The organism is Microbulbifer sp. YPW1 (genome assembly GCF_013367775.1).
Lineage (GTDB): Bacteria > Pseudomonadota > Gammaproteobacteria > Pseudomonadales > Cellvibrionaceae > Microbulbifer.
In genome coordinates, this window is sequence record NZ_CP055157.1 from 3,413,868 (window position 1) to 3,437,766 (window position 23,899).

A 23,899-nucleotide genomic window follows, 5' to 3' on the forward strand; every position below is an offset into this window, starting at 1 on the left:
CGGTAAATGTGACCGTACGGGCGCCGGGTATTACCGAGTTTCAAGACCATGCGTTTGAAGTGCATCAAGTTGGCCGGGTTCAAATCCTTCGTCGATCCGACCACCGTTTACTTCCCTTCCAACCTCAGCGCCGTGGTCGGCCCCAACGGTTGTGGCAAGTCAAATACCATCGACGCCGTGCGCTGGGTAATGGGTGAGTCCTCCGCGAAGAACCTGCGCGGCGACTCCATGACCGACGTCATCTTCAATGGCTCCAGCGGCCGTAAGCCAGTGGGTCAGGCCTCCATCGAGCTGGTGTTCGACAATTCAGCCGGCAAGCTGACCGGTGAGTACGCCGCTTTCAGCGAAATCTCCGTCAAGCGTAAAGTAACCCGCGATGGGCAGAACAATTACTATCTGAACGGTGAAAAGTGTCGCCGGCGGGACGTGACCGATCTGTTCCTGGGAACCGGTCTCGGACCGCGTAGTTACGCGATCATCGAGCAGGGCATGATCTCCAAGCTGATTGAGGCCAAGCCGGAAGAGCTGCGGGTATTTATCGAGGAGGCCGCGGGCATCTCCAAGTACAAGGAGCGCCGCCGCGATACCGAAAACCGCATGCGCCGCACCCATGAGAACCTGGAGCGCCTTACCGATATCCGCGATGAGCTGGATCGCCAGCTGGCCCGCCTTGAGCGCCAGTCCGCGGCAGCGGAGAAATACAGCCGCTTCAAGGAGGAGGAGCGCACCCACAAAGCGCACCTGCAGGCGCTCAAGTACAAAGACCTGGACGATCAGGCCAAGGCCAAGCAGCAGCAGATCGGTGAGCTCGAGCTTACCGTGGAGGAGCTGGTCACCCGACAGGTGAGCTGCGACACCGGTATCGAAGAACAGCGCGTGGCCTACCACGACCTGTCCGATGCATTTAACGAGGTGCAGGGCCGTTTTTACTCGGTGGGCGCGGATATCGCGCGTCTGGAGCAGAGTATTTCCCATGCGCGTGAGCGCAACGCTCAGCTGCAGAGCGATTTTTCCCGAACCGAACAGGAATACAACGAATCTCAGTCACTGCTCGCGGCGGACCAGGAAAAGGCGGTGGAGTTCGACGCAGAGCTCGAAGTCATCGTGCCGGATCTGGAAATGGTGCAGGCGGCAGAGGAAGAATCTGCACAGGCACTGCTGACCGCGGAAGACCAGATGCGCGATTGGCAGAACGAGTGGGACCAGTTCAACCAGGGTGCTTCCGGTTCCCGTCAGCGAGCCGAGGTTCAGCAGTCGCGTATCCAGCATCTGGAAACCTCGACCCAGCGCCTGCAAGACCGTATCAGCAAGCTGCAGAGTGAGCGCGAGAGCCTATCCGGTGCTGGCGATGACAGCGAACTGGAACAGCAGAACGAAGAGCTGGCCGAGCTGGAAATGCAGCTGGCGGAGCTGCGCGAATCCATTTCCGAGCAGGTTGAGCAGCTCGCAGAGTTGCGCCGCCAGGAAACCGATATCGCTGCGGACCTGGATAAAGAACGCCTGCAACTGCAGACCAGCCGCGGCCGCCAGGCTTCCCTGGAAGCCCTCCAGCAGGCCGCAATGGGGCAGGGCAAAGCAGTAGCCAGCTGGCTGGAACAGCAAAACCTGCAAGATCGCCCGCGCCTGGCGGAGCAGATCAGCGCCCGGTCCGGTTGGGAGACCGCCGTTGAAACCGTACTCGGTGCCCAGCTGCAGGCGGTGTGCATCGATCAGATCGAGTCCCTGCAGGAGTCGCTCACCAGTCTCGAGAGTGGTCAGGCGGTATTTGTTGATGGCAACAGTGTTTCTTCTGTCGCCAGTGGCAGCCTGCCCAAGCTGGCGGACGTCGTGGATGGCCCCGCGGGCCTGACAGGTCTGATCGACGGTATCTACACTGCCGAAGACCTGACCGCGGCGCTCGCCCAGCGCGCCCAGTTGCGAGCCGGTGAATCCATTGTCACCCGCGATGGCCTCTGGGTGGGCCCGAGCTGGTTGCGTGTAAGCCGCGGTGCGGATGCGGAAGCGGGCGTTCTGGCACGCAAGCAGGAATTGGAAAACCTCGAGCAGTCCCTGGCGGAATGTGAAGCGCGCATCGAGGAACTGTCCGAGCAGCGCGAACAGCTGCGCGGGCGCGCCGCAGAGCTGGAATCCGGTATCGAGCAGGGGCGCAACAACGCCGAGCAGCTGAACCGTCGTACCGGCGACCTGCGCAGCCAGCTGTCTGCCCAGCGTGCCCGCCAGGAACAGATGGACGAGCGCCGCCGTCGTATCGAGCAGGAAATTGCCGAAGTAAAAGAGCAGAAAGAGATGGAGTCCGAAGCCATCTCAGAAGCGCGAATCGTACTGCAGGAAGCGGTCGAGGCCATGAGCGACGATACGGATCGTCGCGAGACAATGCTTGCCCGCCGTGAAGAGCTGCGTGAAGCGCTGGATAACGCCCGCCAGCGCGCCCGTGAAGACAAGGACCGCGCGCACGAACTGGCCATGCGCGAGCAGTCCGTGCGTACCCAGAAAGTATCCCTGGAGCGCACGCTGCAGGTGCTGCGCGAACAGGTGGAGCGCCTGCAGGAGCGCCGCGAGCAGCTTACCCTGCAGATGGAAGAGGCCCAGGATCCGTCCCAGGATTTCCAGGCCGAGCTCGAAGAAAAACTGGGCCAGCGTATCGAGGTGGAGAACGAGCTTTCTGAAGCGCGCAAGAACCTGGAAGACGTGGAATCCAGCCTGCGCAATCAGGAGCAGGAACGCCACAAGGCGGAGTCTGCGCTGCAGGGGGTGCGCGCACAGCTGGAGCAGCAGCGCCTCACGGCCCAGACCCTGGAAACCCAGCGCAATGGCCTGGTCGAGCAGTTGCGCGAGGCGGACCACGATCTGGAAGTCCTCCTCGAGGAACTCCCGGAAGAGCTGACTATCGAAGCAGTACAGCAGGATATCGAGCTGGTGGCTGCGCGTATTTCCCGTCTCGGCCCGATCAACCTGGCGGCCATCGACGAGTACAAGCAGGAATCCGAGCGCAAGCACTATCTGGATCGCCAGTACGATGACCTGACCGATGCGCTGGAGACCCTGGAAAATGCCATCCGCCGCATCGATAAAGAGACCCGGACCCGCTTCAAGGAGACCTTTGACCAGGTCAACAGCGGTCTGCAGGAACTGTTCCCGAAAGTATTCGGCGGTGGTCACGCCTATCTGGAGCTGACCGGAGACGACCTGCTGGATACCGGTATCGCGATCATGGCGCGCCCGCCCGGCAAGCGAAACAGCACCATCCACCTGCTTTCCGGTGGGGAAAAGGCGCTGACGGCGATCGCGCTGGTGTTCTCCATTTTCCGCCTGAATCCCGCACCTTTCTGTATGCTGGACGAGGTGGACGCACCGCTGGATGATGCCAACGTTGGACGCTACGCGCGCATGGTGAAAGAAATGTCCGCGCACGTGCAGTTCATCTACATTACACATAACAAGATCGCCATGGAGATGGCCGATCAGTTGCTCGGTGTGACCATGCACGAGCCGGGCGTGTCGCGCCTGGTGTCCGTGGACGTGGAAGAAGCCGCGGAACTGGCGTCTGCGTAATGGAAGTACAAAGTTGTTTAAATCGGAAGATCCCGGTGGATTGCAACATGTGGAGCCCGGGCTTTCCGGCTCGATGGATGTCGGCTTAGGGAGAGGGATGCACAAATGGACAACTGGCTGATCAATTTGCTGGCTCTGGTGCTGCTCGGGGTAGTACTCGATGGCGCGCGCCGCGCCTATCTCAAGCACCGCGACACCATGAAAGTTTCCCGTAACCTGTCCCGATCCATGCGTCGGGACATGGACGATTACAACGATGACATTCTCTCACCGCCGCGGGCGGTGGACGCGGGCGAGCGCGACCAGCCGGTGACTGAAAAACGGTCATCCAGCGCGCCCGTCGTGCAGCAAAGCGCCCGTTTTGCCGAGCCCGATCTCGAATATATCGATCCGGAAGAAGCGGAGAAGCGTCGCCAGATCGCCGCGGAGCTGCCCGGCACGGTACGCGTGGTGCAGCGACGCAAGCCAGAGGACGCCTCCCAGGTCAATCGCAAGGTGCAGCAAAACTTCCAGTCCTCGCGCAAACCCCTGGCGGGAAGCAAGCCCGATCGCCGCGATGCCGATATTCCGGAACCGGCCGTAACGGCTGAGCCGCCGCGCCCGCATGTGCCGGAGCAGGTCGCCCTGAATCTGGAGGAGCAGGTGCCCATGCTCATGGATTCCGTGACTGACGCGGACCAGGAGCCGGCTGCAGAGCCGGAATCCACCACTGCGCTCGGTCGCACCGCAGACCTTGAGCAGCTTGCCCCGGAGCTGGCACACCAGCAGCCGCTGGAGCAACAGTCCGTGAGATCTCCGCAATCTGGCGCTGGCCGCGATGCAGAAACCGACCCGCTGGGTAGTCTGGCCCAGGAGTCTGTGGCGGGCGACCGTCGGGAGCCCTCACTGGACGAATCTGTAAGTCTCGAATCCCTGCAGGAAGTTTCTGAGCCTGTCGGGGATGAAGCTGCGCGCACCGCTTCCGAGCCCCCGGCCAAGTCTGGCTGGGCTGCCGCAGACCTGAAACTGCCGGAACTGAAGTTTCCCGAATTCAAGAAGCCGGCCTCCCCGGCTCGGGAATCCCGCAGCGCAACAGAGAGTCGTGATACGGCGGGCAGCAGCCGTGCAGGCAAGCGCGGTAGCAAGGGCAAGGCCGCGGAGTCGGCAAAGGAGCGCGCCGTGGAAGAAGTGCTGATCCTCAATATCATGGCGCCCGCGGGCGACTATTTTGAAGGCAATGATCTGTTGCGTGTGCTGCTTTCCAGCGGCCTGCGTTTCGGCGATATGAATATTTTCCACTATCACTGCGGCGAAGCGGGCGAGGGTTCGGCACTGTTCAGCCTCGCGAATATTGTGGTGCCCGGCACTTTCGATATGTCCGAGATGGAAGATTTCACCACCCCGGGTGTCAGCCTGTTCCTGGCACTGCCCGCGGAGGTAGAGGCTCTCAAGGCTTTCGATACCCTGCTGTCCACTGCACGTGGCATCGCCGAGCAGTTGGGTGGCGAGCTCAAGGATGAAAACCGCAGTGTCTTCACCGCGCAGACCGCGGAACACTATCGCCAGCGGGTCATGGAGTTCCAGCGACGCAAGGCGCTGGCCCGGGCCCAGGCATAAAACGTCAGCCCCTCCCATTGCGGAGGGGCTTTTGTATCGGGTGCGATATTTCCGCTGATCCGCCGATCATTTGCCCGATAATCCCCTGTTAATTCCATTGCCATCGGCAAGTATTTTCCAATTCGCGAAAACACAATGACAAAGAGCATTCCCCAGGAAAAACAGCAGCGCGTCAACGAACTGCACGAAATCCTCAACCGCGCCAATTACGAATACTATGTGCTGGACACACCGGAATTGCCGGATGTGGAGTACGACCGTTGTCTGCGCGAACTGCAGGAGCTTGAGCGTGAATACCCGCAACTGATTACCTCTGATTCACCCACCCAGCGCGTGGGCGCTGAGCCTCTCGCCGCATTCACCCAGATCCGCCACGAGATGCCCATGCTGTCGCTGGACAATGCGTTCAACGATGAAGAGATGGAAGACTTTGACCGCCGCATCCGCGATCGCCTGAACAGCAGTGCGCCGGTGGAATATGCCTGTGAACCCAAGCTGGATGGCATTGCCGTGAGCTTGCTGTATCGCCAGGGGATTCTCGAGCGTGCAGCCACCCGCGGTGATGGCACTGTGGGTGAAGATATCACCCAGAATGTGCGCACTATCTATTCTGTCCCGCTGAAGTTGCTCGACGAAGACGTGCCGCCGGTGCTGGAGGTGCGCGGTGAAATTTACATGCCGAAGGCGGGGTTCGATGCCCTGAATGAAAAGGCCCGGGCCGCCGGGGAAAAGGGGTTTGTAAACCCGCGCAATGCGGCCGCTGGCAGCTTGCGCCAGTTGGACTCGCGGATTACCGCGCAGCGCCCGCTGGAATTATGTGTGTACAGCGTCGGTGTCGTGGAGGGCGGCGACTTGCCCGAGCGCCACTCTGAAGTGCTCGAGCAGCTGAATCGCTGGGGGTTCCGCATCAATAGTGAAATGGCGGTGGCGGAGGATATACAGGCGTGTATCGAGTACCACCGCAAGCTGGGCGAGAAGCGTGCGCAGCTGCCGTACGATATCGACGGCATTGTGTTCAAGGTTAACAGTATTCCGCTGCAGCGCCGCCTGGGATTTGTGGCGCGGGCGCCGCGCTGGGCCACCGCGTATAAATTTCCCGCGCAGGAGGAGATGACCCGCTTGCTGGATGTGGAATTCCAGGTGGGACGCACCGGTGCGGTGACGCCGGTGGCGCGCCTGGAGCCGGTGTTTGTGGGTGGCGTAACCGTGTCCAATGCCACGCTGCACAATCGCGATGAAATTGCCCGCCTCGGGGTAAAGATCGGCGATACGGTGATAATCCGTCGCGCGGGTGATGTGATTCCCCAGGTGGTTTCCGTGGTGGAAAGTCGCCGTCCGCAAGATGCCCGGGATATCGAGTTTCCCGCGCACTGCCCGGTGTGCGATTCGCCGGTCGAGGCGACCCCCGGCGAAGCCGTTGCCCGCTGTAGTGGCGGACTTATTTGCAGTGCCCAGCGCAAGCAGGCGATCAAGCATTTTGCCTCTCGCAAGGCCATGGATATTGATGGGCTCGGCGACAAACTGGTGGAGCAGCTTGTGGACGAGGGGCTGCTAAAGTCCGTATCCGGCCTTTACCACCTGTCCCTCGAGCCCCTGACCGGTCTCGAGCGCATGGGCGAAAAGTCGGCCCAGAATCTGCTCGATGCGCTGGAGAGGAGCAAAAGTACAACCCTGCCCAAATTTCTCTACGCGCTGGGGATTCGCGAGGTGGGCGAGGCCACAGCGCGCAATCTGGCGCGGCACTTCGGCGATCTCGAACATCTGATGCAGGCGGACAGTGAGGCCCTGCAACAGGTCGATGATGTGGGCCCGGTAGTAGCTCACTATGTGGCAGAGTTCTTCGAGCAGCCCCATAACCTGGAGGAAATTGCCGCGCTGCAGCAGGCCGGTGTGCACTGGGAAGCGGAGGTGCAGGAAGAGGGCTCGCAGCCACTGGCTGGGCAGACCTGGGTATTGACCGGCAAGCTTGAGACCCTGTCTCGCAGCGAGGCCAAGGATTACCTGCAGCGGCTCGGCGCCAAGGTGGCAGGCAGTGTCTCTGCCAACACCCATACGGTGGTGGCGGGGCCAGGTGCCGGTTCAAAACTGAACAAGGCGCGCGACCTCGATCTGCCGGTGCTCGATGAAGAAGGGCTGATGGCCATGTTGCGTGAGCAGGGTATTGAAATTTAACCGTCCTGATCGGTTTATCGACAACCTGTCTGGAGGATAGGCACCCGCATATCCTTCCGGTGCGTCACCGCACAATTCATATGTGGAAATTGCGACGAGATTGCCGATTTCGCCGATTTCCACAGTGGCATTCTGCGGTTTGCGCCGTTACAGTTGGCAGATAAAGTTTTATGAATTGGCCTGCAGGCAGTCGTGATTACGCTGCGAGGGCAGCGTAGGGGTTAGCGCAGAGTGATTCAGGGCGATCAGGAATCCATTGTTTACGGCTGTATCAAAGACAGTAATAGCCTGACCGGCGGCAGTGACCGACGCCGGGTCAATCGCGAAGCTGTCCTCGCGTTGCCGAGCGCCGACGAGTGGCCGTTTCTGTGCCGCGACATGTTTTCGATTCCCACCATCAAGGTCAAGCAGTCCCAGTACCAGACGGACGTCATTCATTTCGGCGCGTCCTACCGTGCGGTAGAGTACGAGTGGAATCACTGGATCCAGAAGTTTGAGGAATTGCTGCAAAGCATGTACTGGGTTTCTGCCACAGTACACCTCGAAACCGAACTCTCCGGTACTCATTCGTTCACCTGGGAGGCCGCGGGCCTCTACCATGAGCCCGGTTGTGGCGATATGCAGGTGCGCTGCGAGTGGACCCAGGAAGGGCGTGTCAGTATCTGACCGGTATCCACAGGCCGGTTGTATCTGGCTCCCCGCCAGCCCGGCATTTTTGACTTCGCGACTCCATATTCTCTACGCTACGCTAGTCCTGATGTATCAGTCCTAGATATCCAGTCAAATTCCGACCGGGGGTTGCGCATGCCTGAATCCACATCCGGGGCACCGGAAAATTATCGTATCGAAGAAGACAGCCTCGGCGAAGTGCGAGTGCCACAGGGCGCACGTTACGGTGCCCAGACCCAGCGTGCGGTGGAGAATTTCCCCGTCAGCGGATACACCCTGCCGGTGGAGTTCCTGCGTGCGGTAGTGGCGATAAAAAAAGCGGCGGCCGAGGCAAACCTGTGTCTTGGTCTACTCGAAAAAGAGGTGGCCGAGGCGATTATCGCAGCCTGTGAGCAACTGTCTGAAACCGACTTTCAGCAACAATTCCCCATCGATATTTTCCAGACCGGTTCCGGTACCAGCACCAATATGAATGTGAATGAAGTGCTGGCCCACATGGCATCGGAGCACAGTGGCCTGACGGTAGGCGCCAACGATCATGTCAATATGTGTCAGAGCAGTAACGATGTGATTCCTTCGGCGATCCATCTTTCCGCATTGCTGGCGCTGCAAAACAAACTCCTGCCGGCACTGGTACACCTGATCGATGTGACCGAGGAGAAAGCAGAAGCGGTGGACGGTGTGATCAAAACTGGTCGCACCCACTTGATGGATGCGGTACCGGTTTCACTATCTCAGGAGCTGAATGCGTGGGCGGCGCAGGTGCGCCTGTGCAAGGAGCGGATCGAAAATTCACTGCCGCGTCTCGAGCAATTGGCTCAGGGCGGCACCGCAGTGGGGTCGGGATTGAATGCGCACGCAGAATTTGCCGAGATCTTTGCGCGCAAGCTGAGTGGCGATTGCGGTGTTTACCTGCGCCCGGCGGAGAACCTGTTTGCGGCCATTGCCAGTCAGGACACGGCAGTGGAAGTTTCCGGACAATTGAAAACGCTGGCGGTGGCGCTGATGAAGATCGCCAATGACCTGCGCTGGATGAATAGCGGCCCCCTCGCCGGGTTTGGTGAGATTGCGTTGCCTGCACTACAACCGGGCAGCAGTATCATGCCGGGCAAGGTTAATCCGGTAATTGCGGAGTCTGTGGCCATGGTTGCGGCCAAGGTCATCGGCAATGACACCACCATCACAGTGGCGGGGCAGAGTGGAAATTTTCAACTCAATGTCATGTTGCCGGTCATTGCATTTTCCCTGCTGGAAAGCATCCGGATACTCAGCACCGGCACCCGCTTGCTGGCAGATAAGGCGATAGCAGGGTTTGAAGTGAACGAAGCGCGTATGCAGCAGGCCCTGGCGAGGAATCCGATCCTGGTAACCGCGCTCAACCCGGTAATCGGCTACGCGCGCGCGGCGGAAATCGCCAAGGCGGCTTATGCCAGTGGTCGGCCGATACTGGATGTTGCGGTGGAAATGACGAATCTTTCCAAAAGCGAATTGGAAAAGCTTCTCGACCCGGCGCGGCTGAGTCAGGGCGGAATCATAGATGGTGACTGAGGAACCCTTGATTGACCCGAAGAGTGGTGGCAGGTAAGTCCCGGCAGCGTATACGTCAGCTGAGTAGCAGAATACCCAGTAGTATCGAACCTGTCAGCAGCATCATGCATTCGACCCAGATAGCCAGTTTGCGCAGGATGCTCCTGTCTTCACTGCGATAAAGTAATCGTTTGCCCATGGTCTGCACCTCCATTGATCCCTGGTTTGCCCAGCTCCCTCAAGAAGCGGATGATTCCCCGGTTCGTTGACAGCTGCAGGTCGATGCTGCACGATTCTGCGCCGAGAGTGGCGCCAGACCCCGCAGTCCACACCGCGAGTGTGCCTTCGCCACCGGTTACCGGTGGGTGCCGGTTGCCTCACTATTATTAAGGGTAGTGTTGGCGCAGTTCGCCGACCAACCATTCATTTCCCAGCCAAAGTGTTTTTGTTATGGCCAACAAACGCCGCCGTTCGTTCATCACCAGTGTACTCGCCTGTATCGCATTTATTGCAGCGGCGATCTGGAGCTGGGACCTGCCGGTGGCGGATGTGCTCAGTTATCTGGTGTTGATGCTGGTGTTCCTCGCAGTGATTGTTTCCGTGGCATTCGGCTTCGGGGCACTGTTGAACTGGATTCGCAATCGCCGCGACAAGTAATAAAAACGGATTAACCTTAACTTCTGACCAGGTCGCCAGTTGTCGAATGGAAAACACCCACGAAGATATTCGAATCCCGATTACCTATGTGCAGCGCCTGCTGGATGAAGCTTCCCAGCACGGATGCGATCGCGCGGAACTGCTGGGGTCGGTGGGTATTTCCGAACAGGATCTGGAGGATACCGCCGCGTTTTCCGCGGTGAAGTACGGACGTCTTTACCAACGTGTGATGTGGCTGTCACAGGACGAGTGGTTTGGTATGTTGAGCGGTGGGCGGGTGCGTTCCGGCTCCTTCCGGTTGCTGTGCCTGACCGTGGTGAACTGCGCAACGGTGCGGCAGGCGATCACCCTGAGCGCCCAGTTTATGGAGATCTGCCGGGGGTTTCGCGTCAAGCCGGTGCTGTACCGGGAGGGCGACAAGGATCGCGTGGTCATCGAGGGCATCAGCTCCCTGCAGCCCGGTGAGTTTGATCAACTGATTGCAGAGACTTCGCCCGGGGTCATCCGCACCACCCTGGCGGTTTGGCATCGCTTTTATTGCTGGCTGGTCGGTCGGGAAATCCCGCTGGCAAAATTACATTTTTCTTTTTCGTGTCCGGAAGAGTTCCTCGCGCTGGCGCAGAGTGAAGCGGAAGAGCTGCTGTTCGACCAGCCGGGTAATGCGCTCGAGTACGAGAGCCGCTACCTGGACTATCCCATTGTGCAGAGCCCGCAGACGGTAGAGGATTTTATCCGCACCGCGCCCTACCACCTGGTGATCAGTGACGGCAATGCCAACAGCATCAAGACCAAGGTAAAGACCATTCTCAACCGGGATGTGAGCGAATCCATGCCGGCGGCAGAGGCGGTCGCCGAGCGCCTGAATATGTCGGTTACTACCCTGCGTCGCAAGCTCCAGCAGGAGAATACGTCTTACCAGAAACTGAAAGACGAGTGCCGAATGGAAGCGGCGTTTCACTATCTGAGCTGTCCGGATCTCTCCAATACCCAGATCGCGGAAATGCTCGGTTTCGACGAGGCGAGTGCTTTTTTTCGCGCGTTCAAGAAGTGGACCGGGGTGACACCCGGCGAATATCGCAAAAGCCCTCGCTCCACCTCGGCCGGGCTGTAAGCGTCTTTCAGGTGTCGTCTCCGGGCAGCCATGCCAGCGCGCTTGCACCAGATTGACGCAGCCTCTTCCCTTCGGAGCCACTGACTGTGGCTCCACCCTCGATTTTCTTCTACCCGCTAAATATTCCTGCCCCAAAGCATTTTTGACCGCTGCGTCAGGCAGTTTTTTGTCAATTTCGCGCCGTATTTTGTTAGTGCTTTGGACTCTTTTCGCCATAGTGAGTATTGCCGATTTGCAACTAATATGAATAAAAGTAAAAGTTGAGTCACCGACAGGCGTGGATCTTCCGCAGCCCGGCAATGACTCCCGGGATAACAAGACCCGGTCCACCGACGACCAATATCGAAAGAGGGTATACAGGATGAGCGAGATCAAAATTCCCCTGCGTGACATGCGCTTTGCGATGCGCGAGCTGTTCAACTGGGATCAGCACTACGCAACGCTGGGTTATGAAGACGCGAGTCCGGATGTGGTCGACGCCATCCTGGAAGAAGGTGCCAAGTTCTGTGAAAACGTACTGGCTCCCCTGAACCAGATCGGCGACCAGCAGGGCTGTACCTGGAATGACGGTGAAGTCAAAACCCCTGAGGGCTTCAAGGAAGCCTACCAGCAGTTCGTAGAGGCCGGCTGGCCGTCCCTGGCGCACCACGTGGATCACGGTGGGCAGGGCCTGCCGCCGTCCCTGGGCACCATCCTGAGCGAAATGGTGGGTACCGCCAACTGGTCCTGGGGCATGTACCCGGGCCTGTCCCACGGTGCGATGAACACCCTGGAAGCCCACGGTACCGACGAGCAGAAGCACACCTACCTGACCAAACTGGTAGAAGGCACCTGGACCGGCACTATGTGCCTGACCGAGCCGCACTGTGGTACCGACCTGGGTATCCTGCGCTCCAAAGCCGAGCCCAACGACGACGGTTCTTATTCCATTACCGGCACCAAGATTTTCATCTCTGCCGGTGAACACGATATGGCGGAAAACATCGTGCACATCGTGCTCGCCCGCCTGCCCGACGCGCCTGCCGGCACCAAGGGTATTTCCCTGTTTATCGTTCCGAAGTTCCTGCCCAGCGAAGACGGTTCCGTGGGTGAGCGCAACGGTGTGACCTGTGGCTCCCTGGAGCACAAGATGGGTATTCACGGCAACGCCACCGCGGTGCTGAACTTCGACGGCGCCAAGGGCTTCCTGATTGGTCCTCCCAACAAGGGCCTGAACTGCATGTTCACCTTCATGAACACTGCGCGTCTGGGTACTGCCCTGCAGGGCGTGGCGCACGCGGAAGCGGGTTTCCAGAAGTCCCTGGCATACGCCAAGGATCGCCTGCAGATGCGCTCCCTGAGCGGCCCGAAAAACCCGGAAGGCGCGGCGGACCCGATCATCGTGCACCCCGATGTGCGCCGTATGCTGTTGACCCAGAAAGCCTTCTCCGAAGGCGGTCGCATGCTGGTCCTGATGTGTGCGCAACAGGTAGACCGCTCCCAGAGTGGTTCCGATGAAGAGCGCAAGGATGCTGACGATCTGCTGGCATTCCTCACGCCGATTGCCAAGGCGTTCCTGACCGAGACCGGTTACGAGTCCGCCAACCTGGGCATGCAGTGCTTCGGCGGCCACGGTTACATCGCCGAGTGGGGCATGGAGCAGAACGTTCGTGACTCCCGTATCTCCACGATCTACGAAGGTACCACCGGCATCCAGGCGCTGGACCTGCTGGGCCGCAAGGTATTGATGAGCCAGGGCGAACTGCTGCGCAAGTTCACCAAGATCGTGCACAAATTCTGCCAGGCAGAAGTCGACAACGAAGCGCTCGCGCCTTACGTCGCCAAGCTCCAGGAAATCAACAAAGAATGGGGCGAGCTGACCATGAACGTGGGTGTCAAGGCCATGGAGAACCCCGATGAAGTGGGTGCTGCTTCCGTGGACTACCTGATGTACTCCGGTTACGCGGTACAGGCATACCTGTGGGCACTGTCAGCCAAGGTTGCCAACGAGCAGATTGCCGCGGGTACTGCGGAAGAAGACTTCTACCGCGCCAAACTGGCGACCGCGCGCTTCTACTTCGACCGTATCCTGCCGCGCACTTGCATGCATGCCAGCGCGATGCAGAGCGGCGCCGAAAACCTGATGAGCCTGGATGCGGAACACTTCGTATTCTGAGTTTGATGTAGACAAAACACCGCCGCTGGTAACAGCGGCGGTGTTTTTGAATCCGGCCTTTGCCAATGGCGGTGATGGCGGGATCTTTTTTACGCGGAGCTTCGATGCATCTACCCGTGCAACTCATTGAGCGGCTGCAGCAACTGACTTGTCTGCCCGAAACCGCTCGGATACAGTTCCGATTGCCTGATGGCAGCGATTTTTATCTGCAGGTCGAGCAACGACGGGATGAAGTACAATCGTCCACGGGTGCGACCAGCGAGTCTATCGAGGCTAAGCAGATAGCGGGCCTCACAGAAGACGCGGATCTTGAACTGGAGATGTCTTTCAACACCCTGAAAGACATTAGCGATGGCCAGTTGAGTGCCCGGCATGCGTTCCTGCTGGGGGATATCCGCTACACCGGGAACCGCGAGCTGGCGGCAGCGCTGGCGGATCTGTTCTCCGCACACGGCTGACCGGGTATTACCTCGGGCGGAATAGAAGTGCTGTGTAATCAGTGCTCCAATATTCACAGCAGTGATTGCCGAGCCGGTTCTCCAGGAGAAAACTGGCGGCTTATATAACAAACAACAGAGAAAAATAACGGAGTCTCAAAATTCAGGCGCCTTATTTGCCTCGCATAGCGACATTCACCGAATAACTATCAAAACTTACAATAATCATCTGTCCGCAGAGCGCTTCGCTCGAGGATTTCGTCTATATACGGACATGGGTACCAGAATGGGGCATTCGGCTGCGAATTTTCGCGGTTGGTTAATTTCCACGTCATGGTATCTTCGGTCCGCAACCTGACCGATAATCCCGGGTTAAGGGGCGTTCCGCACTGCGCGGACAGCACCACAAGAACAACATTTTGGGAGAAATAAGTTGGACATCGAACGCAGCATTATCGACGTGTTTTCGTCTGCCACGGCCAAATACGCCGATCGACCGGCCTTTACCTGTCTCGGGCACACATTGACGGTTGGGGATATTGACCGTCTGAGCGCCAACTTCGCCTCCTACCTGCAGAACAAGACCGGTCTGAAACCGGGCGATCGCATCGCGGTGCAGCTGCCCAATGTGCTGCAGTATCCCGTTGTGGTATTCGGTGCGCTGCGTGCCGGCCTTACCGTGGTAAACACCAATCCCCTGTACACCAAGCGTGAGCTCAAGCACCAACTGAACGATTCTGGTGCCAAGGCGCTGGTGGTGCTGGCAAACATTGCCGATACCGCTTCCGAGGTGATTCCCGAAACCTCCGTGGAGCAGGTGATTGTTACCGAAATTGCCGACCTGCACCCGCCGCTCAAGCGCATCCTTATCAATAGCGTCGCCAAATACATTAAAAAGATGGTGCCGGAGTTCAGCTTCAGCAACCCCGTGAACTTCCGTGATGCCATGTCTGCCGGCGCCTCTCAGCCCCACGAGGAAGTGCAGCGCACACCGGACGACCTGGCTGTGCTGCAATATACCGGCGGCACCACGGGTGTTGCCAAAGGCGCAATGCTGACCCACCGCAACCTGGTGGCCAACATGGAGCAGGTGCGCGAGGCGCTGGGCGACTCCATGCGTGAAGGCGAGGAGTTTTACATCGCGCCGTTGCCGCTGTATCACATCTACGCGTTCACCCTGCACTGTATGTGCCTGTTTACCACCGGCAGCCATTCGCTGCTGATTCCGAACCCGCGGGATATCCCGGGCTTTGTGAAAACCCTGAAAGGCAAGCGCTTTACCGGGTTCTGTGGTCTCAACACCCTGTTCAACGGCTTGATGCGCTGCCCGGAATTTGCCGAGCTGGACTTCAGTAAGCTGCACACTACCTGTTCCGGTGGTATGGCCCTGACCCGTGCAACGGCGGAGAAGTGGGAGAAAATGACTGGCTGTGTGGTAACCGAAGGTTACGGTATGACAGAAACCGCACCGGTGGTTTCCTTCAACCCGGCGGACGCCGTGCAGCTGGGTACCGTAGGTGTGGCTGTGCCGGGTACCGAGGTCAAGGTGATCGATGAGAACGGCAACGACCTGCCGAATAACACCCCGGGTGAGCTGTGTGTCCGTGGTCCGCAGGTGATGAAAGGTTACTGGGAGCGCCCCGAAGCAACCGCCGATACCATTGATTCCGAAGGTTGGTTGAAGACCGGCGATATGGCTGTGATTCAGGATGACGGTTACATCAAGATTGTCGACCGCAAGAAAGACATGATCATCGTGTCCGGCTTCAACGTGTATCCAAACGAGATCGAAGATATCGTGGCGGCGCACCCGAAGGTGGCTGAGGCTGCGGCAGTGGGTATTCCCGATGAGCGCAGCGGGGAGGCGGTGAAGCTGTTTGTAGTAAAAACAGACGAGTCACTGACTGCTGACGAGGTTGTGGCCTACTGTCGCGAAAACATGACCGCGTACAAGGTGCCGCGTAATATCGAGTTCCGCGAAGACCTGCCCAAGACCAATGTGGGCAAAATTCTGCGTCGCGAGCTGCGCGATGAAGAGTTGAAAAAGCTCGAGGAAGCGACGGTCGCCTGATCCGGTAGCCGCCTTTGCCTGATGCAAAAAGGGCAACACATAAAAAACCGCTGCTTGCAGCGGTTTTTTTGTGCCTGGAAAACGGGGAAGTGCAGGAAATACACGGTGCGCTATAACTAGTGTTGCACTGACTCAGCCCCAAGAGACGCGCGATGGAAAAGAAAAACAGGCGGCATATCATTCTTCATGAAGAGCTGCCTGCCGAGCACGAAGATCCCCTGATCCGGATACTGCATATCGTCATTCGCGCTTCCATCCGGTTTCTGGCGGTACTCATGGCACTGGTGATCATGTGGAGCGTGGCGGATGTGGTTTGGGTGTTGTATCAGCGCCTGTCGACGGAGCCCAAGCTACTGCTCGACCACGGTGATTTGTTTGACGTGTTTGGGGCAATAATGTTGGTGCTGATCTCCATCGAAATTTTTATCAATATCCGGCTCTACCTGGGTTCCAACGTCATTCCGATTCAGCTTGTGGTTGCCACGGCGCTAATGGCGATTGCGCGGAAAGTGATCGTGCTCGATTTGGATGATACCGGGCCGGAGTTTGTGGCCGGCATCGCGATGACGACGCTCGCGCTGGGCGTTACTTATTGGCTGATTGCCAAGAAGGAGACGCTGGCCTACGAGCCCCGTGGCGCAGCGCGCGATGACGGACAAGGTAAGTCCCTTACCGATTGAGTCGATGGTCAAAACGAAAAAGGGGCGCCCGAGGGCGCCCCTTTTTCGTTTGGTCTGCTCGAGCGAGCAGGGTCACTTATTTTCTGCTGTCCGCAGTTTTGTCGCGGGCGGCTTTAAACTCGTTGCCCTTGTACCAGTTCGGCCAGTCGCGGCTATTGGCTAACGCCAGACCGATGTCGAGGCCGAGGGCCAGATCCAGTGCAGCGCCTTCCATGTTCCACTGGGGGTCATATTCATCGCCCGGCTTGTGGTAGTGCTCTGCGGTGTACTCTTCGCCTTTCTTCTGCGCCCACTCGCGGCCGTGCTCGAAGCTGTCGGTACCGGAATCGAAATAGAGCATGGGTACGCCCTTTTTCGCCAGGCTGAAGTGATCGGAGCGGTAGAAGTAGCCGCGCTCGGGATGATCTTCCGGCGCCAGGTAGCGTCCCTGGGTTGCCGCAGCTTTCTCCAGAATCTGCTCCAGCTCACTGTTGCCGTATCCCACAACGATCACGTCGCGCATGGGGCCGAGTACGCCCATGGCATCAAAGTTAATGCCAGCGACGGTTTTCTCCAGGGGGACCACCGGGTTGGCGGCGTAGTATTTGGAGCCGAGCAGGCCGGACTCTTCAGCAGTTACCGCGACGAATACCAGTGAGCGCTCAGGCGCCTGTGGCATCTTGGATACCTGGTGCGCCATCGCCAGCAGGCCGGCGGTACCGGTTGCGTTGTCGACCGCGCCGTTAAAGATCTGGTCCCCGTCATCGGCGTGGGTGTTTACCCCCAGGTGATCCCAGTGCGCGGTGTAAATGATGGCTTCATCCGGGAACTTGCTGCCCTCGATTTTGGCCACCACGTTGCGCGAGTTGGAGGTGCGGACCTTGCTCTTGAGGTCGACGGAGGCCGTCAGGTTCAGGGGCTTTGGCTTGAAACCGCGTTGTTTCGCCGCGTCCATTTCCTGCGCCAGATCCAGTCCTGCAGCACTGAACAGTTCCTTGGCTGCGTCGCCGGTGATCCAGGACTCCACCGCTACGCGATCGGCATTTTTGTCTTCCGCCTCCAGGCTGATTTGCGCGCCGGACCAGCTGCCGCTGACCACTTCCCACGGGTACCCGGCAGCGCCGGTTTCGTGGATGATGATGGCACCGGCAGCGCCCTGGCGTGCGGCCTCTTCGAACTTGTAGCTCCAGCGGCCGTAGTAGGTCATGGCGTTGCCGTTGAACAGGTTCTTGTCCTGGGTGGCATAGCCGGGATCGTTTACCAAGATAACCGCGGTTTTCCCTTTCATATCCAGGCCAGCGTAATCGTTCCAGTCATTTTCCGGAGCGACGATGCCGTAACCGACGTATACCAGCGGGCTGTCTTTCAGCTGGCTTTCTGCGGTCTGGCGCTGGGTAAATACCACCATGTCGGTGAGGGGTTGCAGGGACTGTTCGAAGTCCTTGCCCTTGATTTCGAGCGGTGTGCTCTCAATTTGCATTTCCACCACTGGCACTTCCTGGAACCAGCTGGGGTTGCCATCCGCATCGGTGGCACCGGGTTTCAGGCCCAGTTTCTCGAACTCGTCCGCGAGGTAATTCACGGTCAGTTCTTCACCCTGGGTGGCGGGAGCGCGACCTTCAAATTTATCCGAGGCGAGCACCGCGATGTGCTTGTGCAGGTCTTTGGCGATTTCCGCAACTTCGGCTTTTTCTTCATCGCTCAGGGTCGGCTCGCTGACCACCTCCGCCGTGGGCATGTCTTTTGGTGGTGTGGCGGCCCGTTCGCTGCCTGCTGCTGTGGCAGACTGCTCGGCGCTGCTGTCGGCTGCTTCTTTGCTGCAGCCGGCGATTGCGGTAAGTCCCGCAAGGGCCAGGGGCAGCGCCAGGCGCCGCCAGTCAGAGGGCTTTTGCATAAGGGGTCCTTTTCTGGTTATTGGAAGTAGGGGAGCGTGCGGCACGGCGTGCCGCCGGTCTTTCAATTAGTTTTTGTTCATAAACGCGAGGGTTTCGCGGATCGGGAACAGCATATCCCGTGCCAGGCTGCGACAGCGGGCGGGTGACCAGCCTTCGATAGGGTCCGGCAGGTTGTCATTGTCCTTGAACGGCATTTCCAGGGTAAGCGCCAGGGTGCGGAACTGGTGGCCACACCAGTTGGTGCCAACGGTCATGTTGGCTTCACCGGGCTTGTCCAATGGATAGCCGCGCTCGGTCTGGAAGTCCGGGCTGATTTTCTCAAAAGCCTGCTTGAAGGTATTTTCCAGCTCGGCGTGTTTGTCGTCGTAGCCGGGGATGCCCTCGCAGGCAGCGACGAAATTGAAGGGCAGGGCCTCATCGCCGTGAATATCAAGGAACATATCGCCGCCGGTAGCGAGCATACGTTCGCGCACCAGGTAGACTTCGGGGCTGCGTTCCATGCTCGGTGACTGCCACTCGCGGTTGAGGTTGGCGCCCGCCGCATTGGTGCGCAGGTGTCCGCGTACGCTGCCGTCGGGGTTCATATTCGGCACCACGTAAAACACGGTGTCTTCCAGCAGGCTGAGTGCTGCGGAGTTGGATTCATCCAGCAGGGTTTCCAGGAAGCCCTCCACAAACCATTCCGCCATGGTTTCACCCGGGTGCTGGCGGGCGATCATCCAGACCTTCTGTTTCGCGGTATCCGGATTGCCAACCGTGAGCAGGGTCATTTCCCGGCCGTCCAGGGTGAGGCCGAGGGTCTCGGCCTGTACCCGCTCGTCGGACTGCGCCCACGCCAGCAGGTCGAGGTGGCGTTCCCAGGAATAGGGCGCAAAGTACGCCAGGTAAATACTCGGCTGCTCCAGGTCAACGGTGAAGTCCAGCACCTTGCCATCGTACTGCGCATCGATCCGGAACCAGTTGTGACGATCGTAGGAAGCGCATACCCGATAATTTTCCCAACCTTCGGGGTAGGCAGCCTTGCCGGCATTGGAAATGCGCAGCGGGTACTCTTTACCGACTTCACCTTCGAGGCGGAAGTGGAACCACTGGTAAAAGTCCGACTGGTTATCGATCTTGATGGCGAGTTCGACAGGGGTGCTGTTTTTGTCGAGGACCTGGATATTGCCGCTGTCAAAGGCGCTGCTGATATGCATGCGAGGACTCCGCAGTATTCGTGGGCGAACGGGGTGAAAGTGCCGGCAGCCATTGGCGGGTCCGGCATTTTTTGTCTTGAGCTAGCAGGATACAGATTCGAGCTGAAAATTCAGGATAGCCCAAGGCAGCTTGAACGAAATCTCTGCCAGCTGTTTGTTTTTGAGAACAATATATTGAAAGGCGAGTGGAGTGGTATGTTTTTTTGCTGCGCAGAAACGGCTCGCCCAATACAGACAAAGTGCGTGAGAAATAGGCGAGAGAGCCAGTGCAATAAAGCCCTCCAATAACCTTTTCCAGGACCCCTGATATAAAAAGGCGCGGTGCCCTTGCGAACACCGCGCCCCTGCCAATCCATGGCGGCACCTGCTGAGACTACTGCTCCTTGAAATTTCTGGCGTCAGACCAATGACGACTTCTCACTGCCCCGGTCAATGCGCGGTGCGAACCACTACCGCACCATCAGAAACGTTGTACTGCTCCCTGACATACCTCAGTAGGCGCTGTTTAAAGTTTAGGCAGTGCAGTTGCGGGCTGCGCTGTGCAAGTGAAAACTTGGCGTGCAAACGGTTAACTTTTAGACAGTTGACGCAGTTATGCTTAACCGCCGAAACATTAAGTGTTTCTGCCCGCGAGTCGACACAAGCGTCAATCGAAATTCAGTTCGCTGTCTTTCCAGTACTTGGTTCCCTTCAGCGTAGCCTGCAGGGCAATGCCGCTCTCGGTGAGCTGGTAAACCCGCATGCCGTCGACGACCACTTCTCCGCCTACCGCGACGCCTTTGTCCTGGGCCTTGGCGGCAGCGTCGGCGTGGCCGCCGAATGACCAACCGCGCTCAACGAAGCGATTCATGACTTCGGGGGAGTCAAATACGAAGAGGGCGCGAAAATCTTTAATACCGATGCCCAGGCCCAGGCCCACTTCGCCCATTTTCATATAGGTGCGTTCGCCGGACTTGCTTACCGCCACACCGTAGCCGGTGGAAGCGCTGGCCAGTAGCAGGTTGACATTGACGTTACTGAACACGGCGTATCCCGGGGCGCGAGCCACGTCGGTGCGCAGGTCGGGCTTCAGGTCGTACAGCGCGTTCAGGACTTCGCGTTCGGTTTGCTGGATATGTTGGCGCTGATCCGCGCGGGTCTGTCCCGGCGCGGCACAGCTGCTGATCACAAGCAGATTGGCAAGCACGATGAACAGGCTGCAGTATCGAAAGTAAGCTGGCATGATGATTTCTCCATCGCTGCCCCACTGAGCGCGGTCAATGGTGCGGTTCCAGTGGGTGGATTATTAGGGGTATGGCTGTTGGTATCTCCCCGGGGTGGCATTGCCGGAATTCGTCGATACATGGCACCAACGGTGATCAGAATACCGACGATGTATTGTTGTGCCTGCGACCTGGCGCACAAAGATCCAATTGGCGCCACTTTCCGTGCGGCGGGCAAATCGGTATTCTTGCGAGCCTGTACTATCTGGCGAACTGTTCCAATAAAGGAATCTAAATCCATGAACAAATCCATCAAGCGCGGCATCGCCGTTTCCTGCCTTCTGACCCTGATGCTGAATCTCACCGCATGTGGTTACTTTCTGTACCCTGAGCGCAAGGGGCAAGCGGGAGGTCGAGTTGATCCGGTCGTGGTCATCCTGGATGGCGCAGGTCTGTTGTTCGGTATTCTGCCGGGTATCGTGGCTTTCGCGGTAGACTTCACCAACGGCACTATCTACCTGCCGGCCGGTGGTTCTTCCGCCATTGACCGCCACCTCACCGCAGTCGACCAGGGCGCGCAGGACGCCGATCTGATGGAAGAGGGTAAGCCGGTCATCGACCAGAATGGCCAGGCCTGGATTGAGCTGCCGCTCGAAGCCGTTACTGGCGATCAAGAAGTTGAAAACCTGGAGCAGGTGCGCGCGGCGCTCGGTGAATACACCGGTCAGAAGATTGCCGCTACGGATATCGTATGGCTGGAAGACCTGGCTGCACTGTCCCAGGCACGCGCGGCCCAACAGGCAACTGCATCCCGTTGATGGGCGGCTTGTGACCGCTTTGTCGCCTAATCTGCACCGGCGCAATTCCGGTGCCTAGCCTTCCCCGGGACTCTTCCGGAGGTGTCCGGCAAGCGGCGCGGAATATGCGTCGCTTTGCCCAGGACCTGTGCTCTCCTCGCGCGGTACTGCCTTTTATCCGCGAACCCGCCATCGTACACATGGGATTGAACCGGCTTGCGCCGCAAGGCTGGATTCAGCCCTGTGTCAATCTCCCGCATTACCTGCATAACAAGCTTGCTGCCCGGCGTCGGCTGGGAGAGCGGGTATTCGCGCAGTTGCCAGCATCACTTCCTGCCCAGCGGGAGTTGGCGACCCTGATGGCTAAGCATTTGTCGCGGGATCACGACACCTACCATTGTGCTGCGGGCGGTGAGTTGCGCTGGCGCGATTGCCCGGGGGGCGCGGGCGCGCTCTGTTGGCCCGGTGCGGATGTCGTGCGCGCTAGTGACGAGCCGTTGTGGGGTGCGAGTCTCTGGGTGGCAGACGATCTGTGTATCTTGTTGCCCGGCGCGCGCGGCTACGAACTGGTGGCAGCGTCCCTGGCTGCGCCCAGTTACTGGCGTCTGGAAGAAAAAATCGGTCGTCCCCTGGATAAAATTCACAAGCCCGTGCCGGGCTTTCATCGCGATCTCGGTGCGCAGGTGGCCCGCTTTTTCGATCATCTGCTGCCGGAGTACCCGGTGTGGCGCAGTAACTGGTCGGTGGTGGACTCTCCCGCACTGTTGCAGCGTGGTGTCGATGAGGTCGGCTCAGCGGACCTTGCTCCAGAAGAGGGTGCGCTTTACCTGCGCATCGAGCGGCAGTCGCTGCGGCGTCTGCCGGAGACCGGCGCGGTGGTGTTTAGTATTCGTGTGATGACCAATCCGCTGTCGGATTTGCTGGCAGTGCCCGGCGGGCTGCCGGCACTGCAGGCTGCGGTGGAGGCGATGTCGCCGGAGGAGTCGCGCTACAAATCCCTCGCACCATTGCGTGCATCGTTACAGGCATTTTTCCGCGCGCACCTGTGAGGTTCCGGCCGGGCACACAGAGGTGCCCGGCATCGTTCACTCGGTGCTGTCGGGATTATCCGTGTCGGCCAGATTATCCAGGCTGTCGAGCTTGAACGCCTTGGGAGAAAGGCCGGTCCAGCGCCTGAAGGCTTTGCCGAAGGCGCTCTCATCGCAATATCCGAGGGCCGCGGCAATATCTACGTTGGTCTTTTCTCCCTCGCGCAGCCACTGACAGGCATAGTGGCTGCGCACCTCGTCCTGGATCGCACGGAAGCTGGCGTTTTCCTCCAGCAACTTGCGCCCCAGGTGACGGGGGCTGATGCACAGCCGCGCAGCAACCTGTTCCCGGCTGAGCTGGGGTTCCTGTTGCAGCAGGTGAGCAACACGCAGCTGCAGGCTTTTGCTGGTTAGCGCCTTGAGCAGGGCATCGGCCTCTGGCTTGAGACGTGCCATCACATGACGGTCGGCGGCCACCAGGGGGATTTCCAGGTCCTGGGGGCGCAGGCGAATGCCAGAGGCCTCTGCATTGAACTGCACCGGCGCCTGGAGCAATTGCTGGTATTGCTGCTGAATTGCCAGAGAGGGGGTGGGGTAGGCAAACTGGATACTTTGCGGCTGGAATTCACGGCCGGTCATCGCGCGGGCCTGTGCCAGGCAGATGGACAGTACAGTTTCCACTCGCAGGCGGGCGCAGCGCAGGTAGTTGGGGCGGTAGCAGAGGTCCACGTAGAAACTGCTGCGGCGCATTTCAAACAGGCCGCCCTCGCCGAGCAGTGGGTGGTAGATCAGCAGCTGGTCCAGGGCTGCACCCAGGTTTTTCTGGGTCATCAGCAGGTAGCCGACCAGCCCCATCTGGCTGCCCAGCATGGCCTGGCCCAGGCGAATTCCCAGTAGCGGATCGGGGTGGGCTGCCTGTACCGCCAGCCAGATCTCCTCCTGGACCTGCATGGGCACCCTGTCTCCATCGTTAATGGAGGTCAGAATGGCTTCCACACGGGAAGGCAGCTTCAGCTGGAGTTGCGCCAAGGCGCTTATAATCGCGCGTGTGTAGCTTAAAGTTACGCTTCTGTTGTCTGTTCTGTGCAAAACGTCTGTCCGAAATTAACCAGATACTGCCCGATTATGACGACGGCGCATCGGGATGTCACGTTATATTGACGGTCAAGGCGATA

General features: G+C 58.9%; 18 protein-coding genes. 13 read left to right on the forward strand and 5 right to left on the reverse strand.

What is annotated here, in order from left to right; genetic code table 11:
• The first annotated feature begins 48 nt into the window (after nt 1–48).
• The 5 genes from smc (at nt 49) to HUW35_RS13885 (ending at nt 9,537) form a co-directional block, all read left to right on the forward strand.
• The gene (gene smc / locus HUW35_RS13865; protein ID WP_181252856.1) at nt 49–3,552 is read left to right on the forward strand and encodes a chromosome segregation protein SMC; all 3,504 of its coding nucleotides are present in this window, start codon (nt 49–51) and stop codon (nt 3,550–3,552) included.
• Nucleotides 3,553–3,657: 105 nt separating this feature from the next.
• On the forward strand, nt 3,658–5,148 hold the full coding sequence (zipA, locus tag HUW35_RS13870; RefSeq protein ID WP_181252857.1) for a cell division protein ZipA: 1,491 nt from the start codon (nt 3,658–3,660) through the stop codon (nt 5,146–5,148).
• 135 nt (nt 5,149–5,283) lie between these two features.
• Entirely contained in the window at nt 5,284–7,320 is a 2,037-nt protein-coding gene (gene ligA, locus HUW35_RS13875) for an NAD-dependent DNA ligase LigA (RefSeq protein WP_181252858.1), read from the forward strand.
• A gap of 231 nt (nt 7,321–7,551) precedes the next feature.
• Complete coding sequence (locus tag HUW35_RS13880; RefSeq protein ID WP_078084842.1) at nt 7,552–7,986, forward strand: hypothetical protein; 435 nt, start codon at nt 7,552–7,554, stop codon at nt 7,984–7,986.
• A gap of 138 nt (nt 7,987–8,124) precedes the next feature.
• Nucleotides 8,125–9,537, forward strand: coding sequence for an aspartate ammonia-lyase (locus tag HUW35_RS13885; protein WP_181252859.1), 1,413 nt, complete (start codon nt 8,125–8,127; stop codon nt 9,535–9,537).
• A gap of 55 nt (nt 9,538–9,592) precedes the next feature.
• Here HUW35_RS13885 and HUW35_RS18900 read toward each other — a convergent pair whose 3' ends face one another.
• Nucleotides 9,593–9,715: a hypothetical protein gene (locus HUW35_RS18900; RefSeq protein WP_255463311.1), complete on the reverse strand. Its 123-nt coding sequence runs from the start codon at nt 9,713–9,715 to the stop codon at nt 9,593–9,595.
• A gap of 251 nt (nt 9,716–9,966) precedes the next feature.
• Here HUW35_RS18900 and HUW35_RS13890 point away from each other — a divergent pair, with 251 nt between their 5' ends.
• The 6 genes from HUW35_RS13890 to HUW35_RS13915 all read left to right on the forward strand — a co-directional run bounded on the left by HUW35_RS13890 (nt 9,967) and on the right by HUW35_RS13915 (nt 16,627).
• Entirely contained in the window at nt 9,967–10,173 is a 207-nt protein-coding gene (locus tag HUW35_RS13890; RefSeq protein ID WP_181252860.1) for a hypothetical protein, read from the forward strand.
• Nucleotides 10,174–10,219: 46 nt separating this feature from the next.
• Nucleotides 10,220–11,284, forward strand: coding sequence for an AraC family transcriptional regulator (locus HUW35_RS13895; RefSeq protein WP_181252861.1), 1,065 nt, complete (start codon nt 10,220–10,222; stop codon nt 11,282–11,284).
• A gap of 361 nt (nt 11,285–11,645) precedes the next feature.
• Nucleotides 11,646–13,439: an acyl-CoA dehydrogenase C-terminal domain-containing protein gene (locus HUW35_RS13900; protein WP_181252862.1), complete on the forward strand. Its 1,794-nt coding sequence runs from the start codon at nt 11,646–11,648 to the stop codon at nt 13,437–13,439.
• Nucleotides 13,440–13,543: 104 nt separating this feature from the next.
• Complete coding sequence (locus tag HUW35_RS13905) at nt 13,544–13,897, forward strand: SCP2 sterol-binding domain-containing protein (protein ID WP_181252863.1); 354 nt, start codon at nt 13,544–13,546, stop codon at nt 13,895–13,897.
• A gap of 412 nt (nt 13,898–14,309) precedes the next feature.
• Nucleotides 14,310–15,947, forward strand: coding sequence for an AMP-binding protein (locus HUW35_RS13910; RefSeq protein ID WP_181252864.1), 1,638 nt, complete (start codon nt 14,310–14,312; stop codon nt 15,945–15,947).
• A 152-nt stretch (nt 15,948–16,099) separates the two neighbouring features.
• Nucleotides 16,100–16,627: a phosphate-starvation-inducible PsiE family protein gene (locus tag HUW35_RS13915; protein WP_181252865.1), complete on the forward strand. Its 528-nt coding sequence runs from the start codon at nt 16,100–16,102 to the stop codon at nt 16,625–16,627.
• 76 nt (nt 16,628–16,703) lie between these two features.
• Here the strand turns inward: HUW35_RS13915 and HUW35_RS13920 are convergent, their stop codons facing one another.
• The 3 genes from HUW35_RS13920 to HUW35_RS13930 form a co-directional block, all read right to left on the reverse strand.
• Entirely contained in the window at nt 16,704–18,500 is a 1,797-nt protein-coding gene (locus HUW35_RS13920; RefSeq protein WP_181252866.1) for a M28 family metallopeptidase, read from the reverse strand.
• Nucleotides 18,501–18,566: 66 nt separating this feature from the next.
• Nucleotides 18,567–19,697: a carboxypeptidase family protein gene (locus HUW35_RS13925; protein WP_181252867.1), complete on the reverse strand. Its 1,131-nt coding sequence runs from the start codon at nt 19,695–19,697 to the stop codon at nt 18,567–18,569.
• A 646-nt stretch (nt 19,698–20,343) separates the two neighbouring features.
• Nucleotides 20,344–20,919 (reverse strand): hypothetical protein, encoded by a 576-nt coding sequence (locus HUW35_RS13930; protein WP_181252868.1) that lies wholly within the window; start codon nt 20,917–20,919, stop codon nt 20,344–20,346.
• A 279-nt stretch (nt 20,920–21,198) separates the two neighbouring features.
• On the opposite strand from HUW35_RS13930, the gene HUW35_RS13935 reads away from it, so the two are divergent.
• Both HUW35_RS13935 and HUW35_RS13940 read left to right on the forward strand, forming a co-directional pair.
• On the forward strand, nt 21,199–21,717 hold the full coding sequence (locus HUW35_RS13935) for a hypothetical protein (protein ID WP_181252869.1): 519 nt from the start codon (nt 21,199–21,201) through the stop codon (nt 21,715–21,717).
• 104 nt (nt 21,718–21,821) lie between these two features.
• Complete coding sequence (locus HUW35_RS13940; protein WP_181252870.1) at nt 21,822–22,745, forward strand: DUF3445 domain-containing protein; 924 nt, start codon at nt 21,822–21,824, stop codon at nt 22,743–22,745.
• Nucleotides 22,746–22,781: 36 nt separating this feature from the next.
• On the opposite strand, the gene HUW35_RS13945 is transcribed toward HUW35_RS13940, so the two are convergent.
• Nucleotides 22,782–23,753, reverse strand: a complete 972-nt coding sequence (locus HUW35_RS13945; RefSeq protein WP_255463312.1) for an AraC family transcriptional regulator — start codon at nt 23,751–23,753, stop codon at nt 22,782–22,784.
• Between the last annotated feature and the right edge of the window lie 146 nt (nt 23,754–23,899).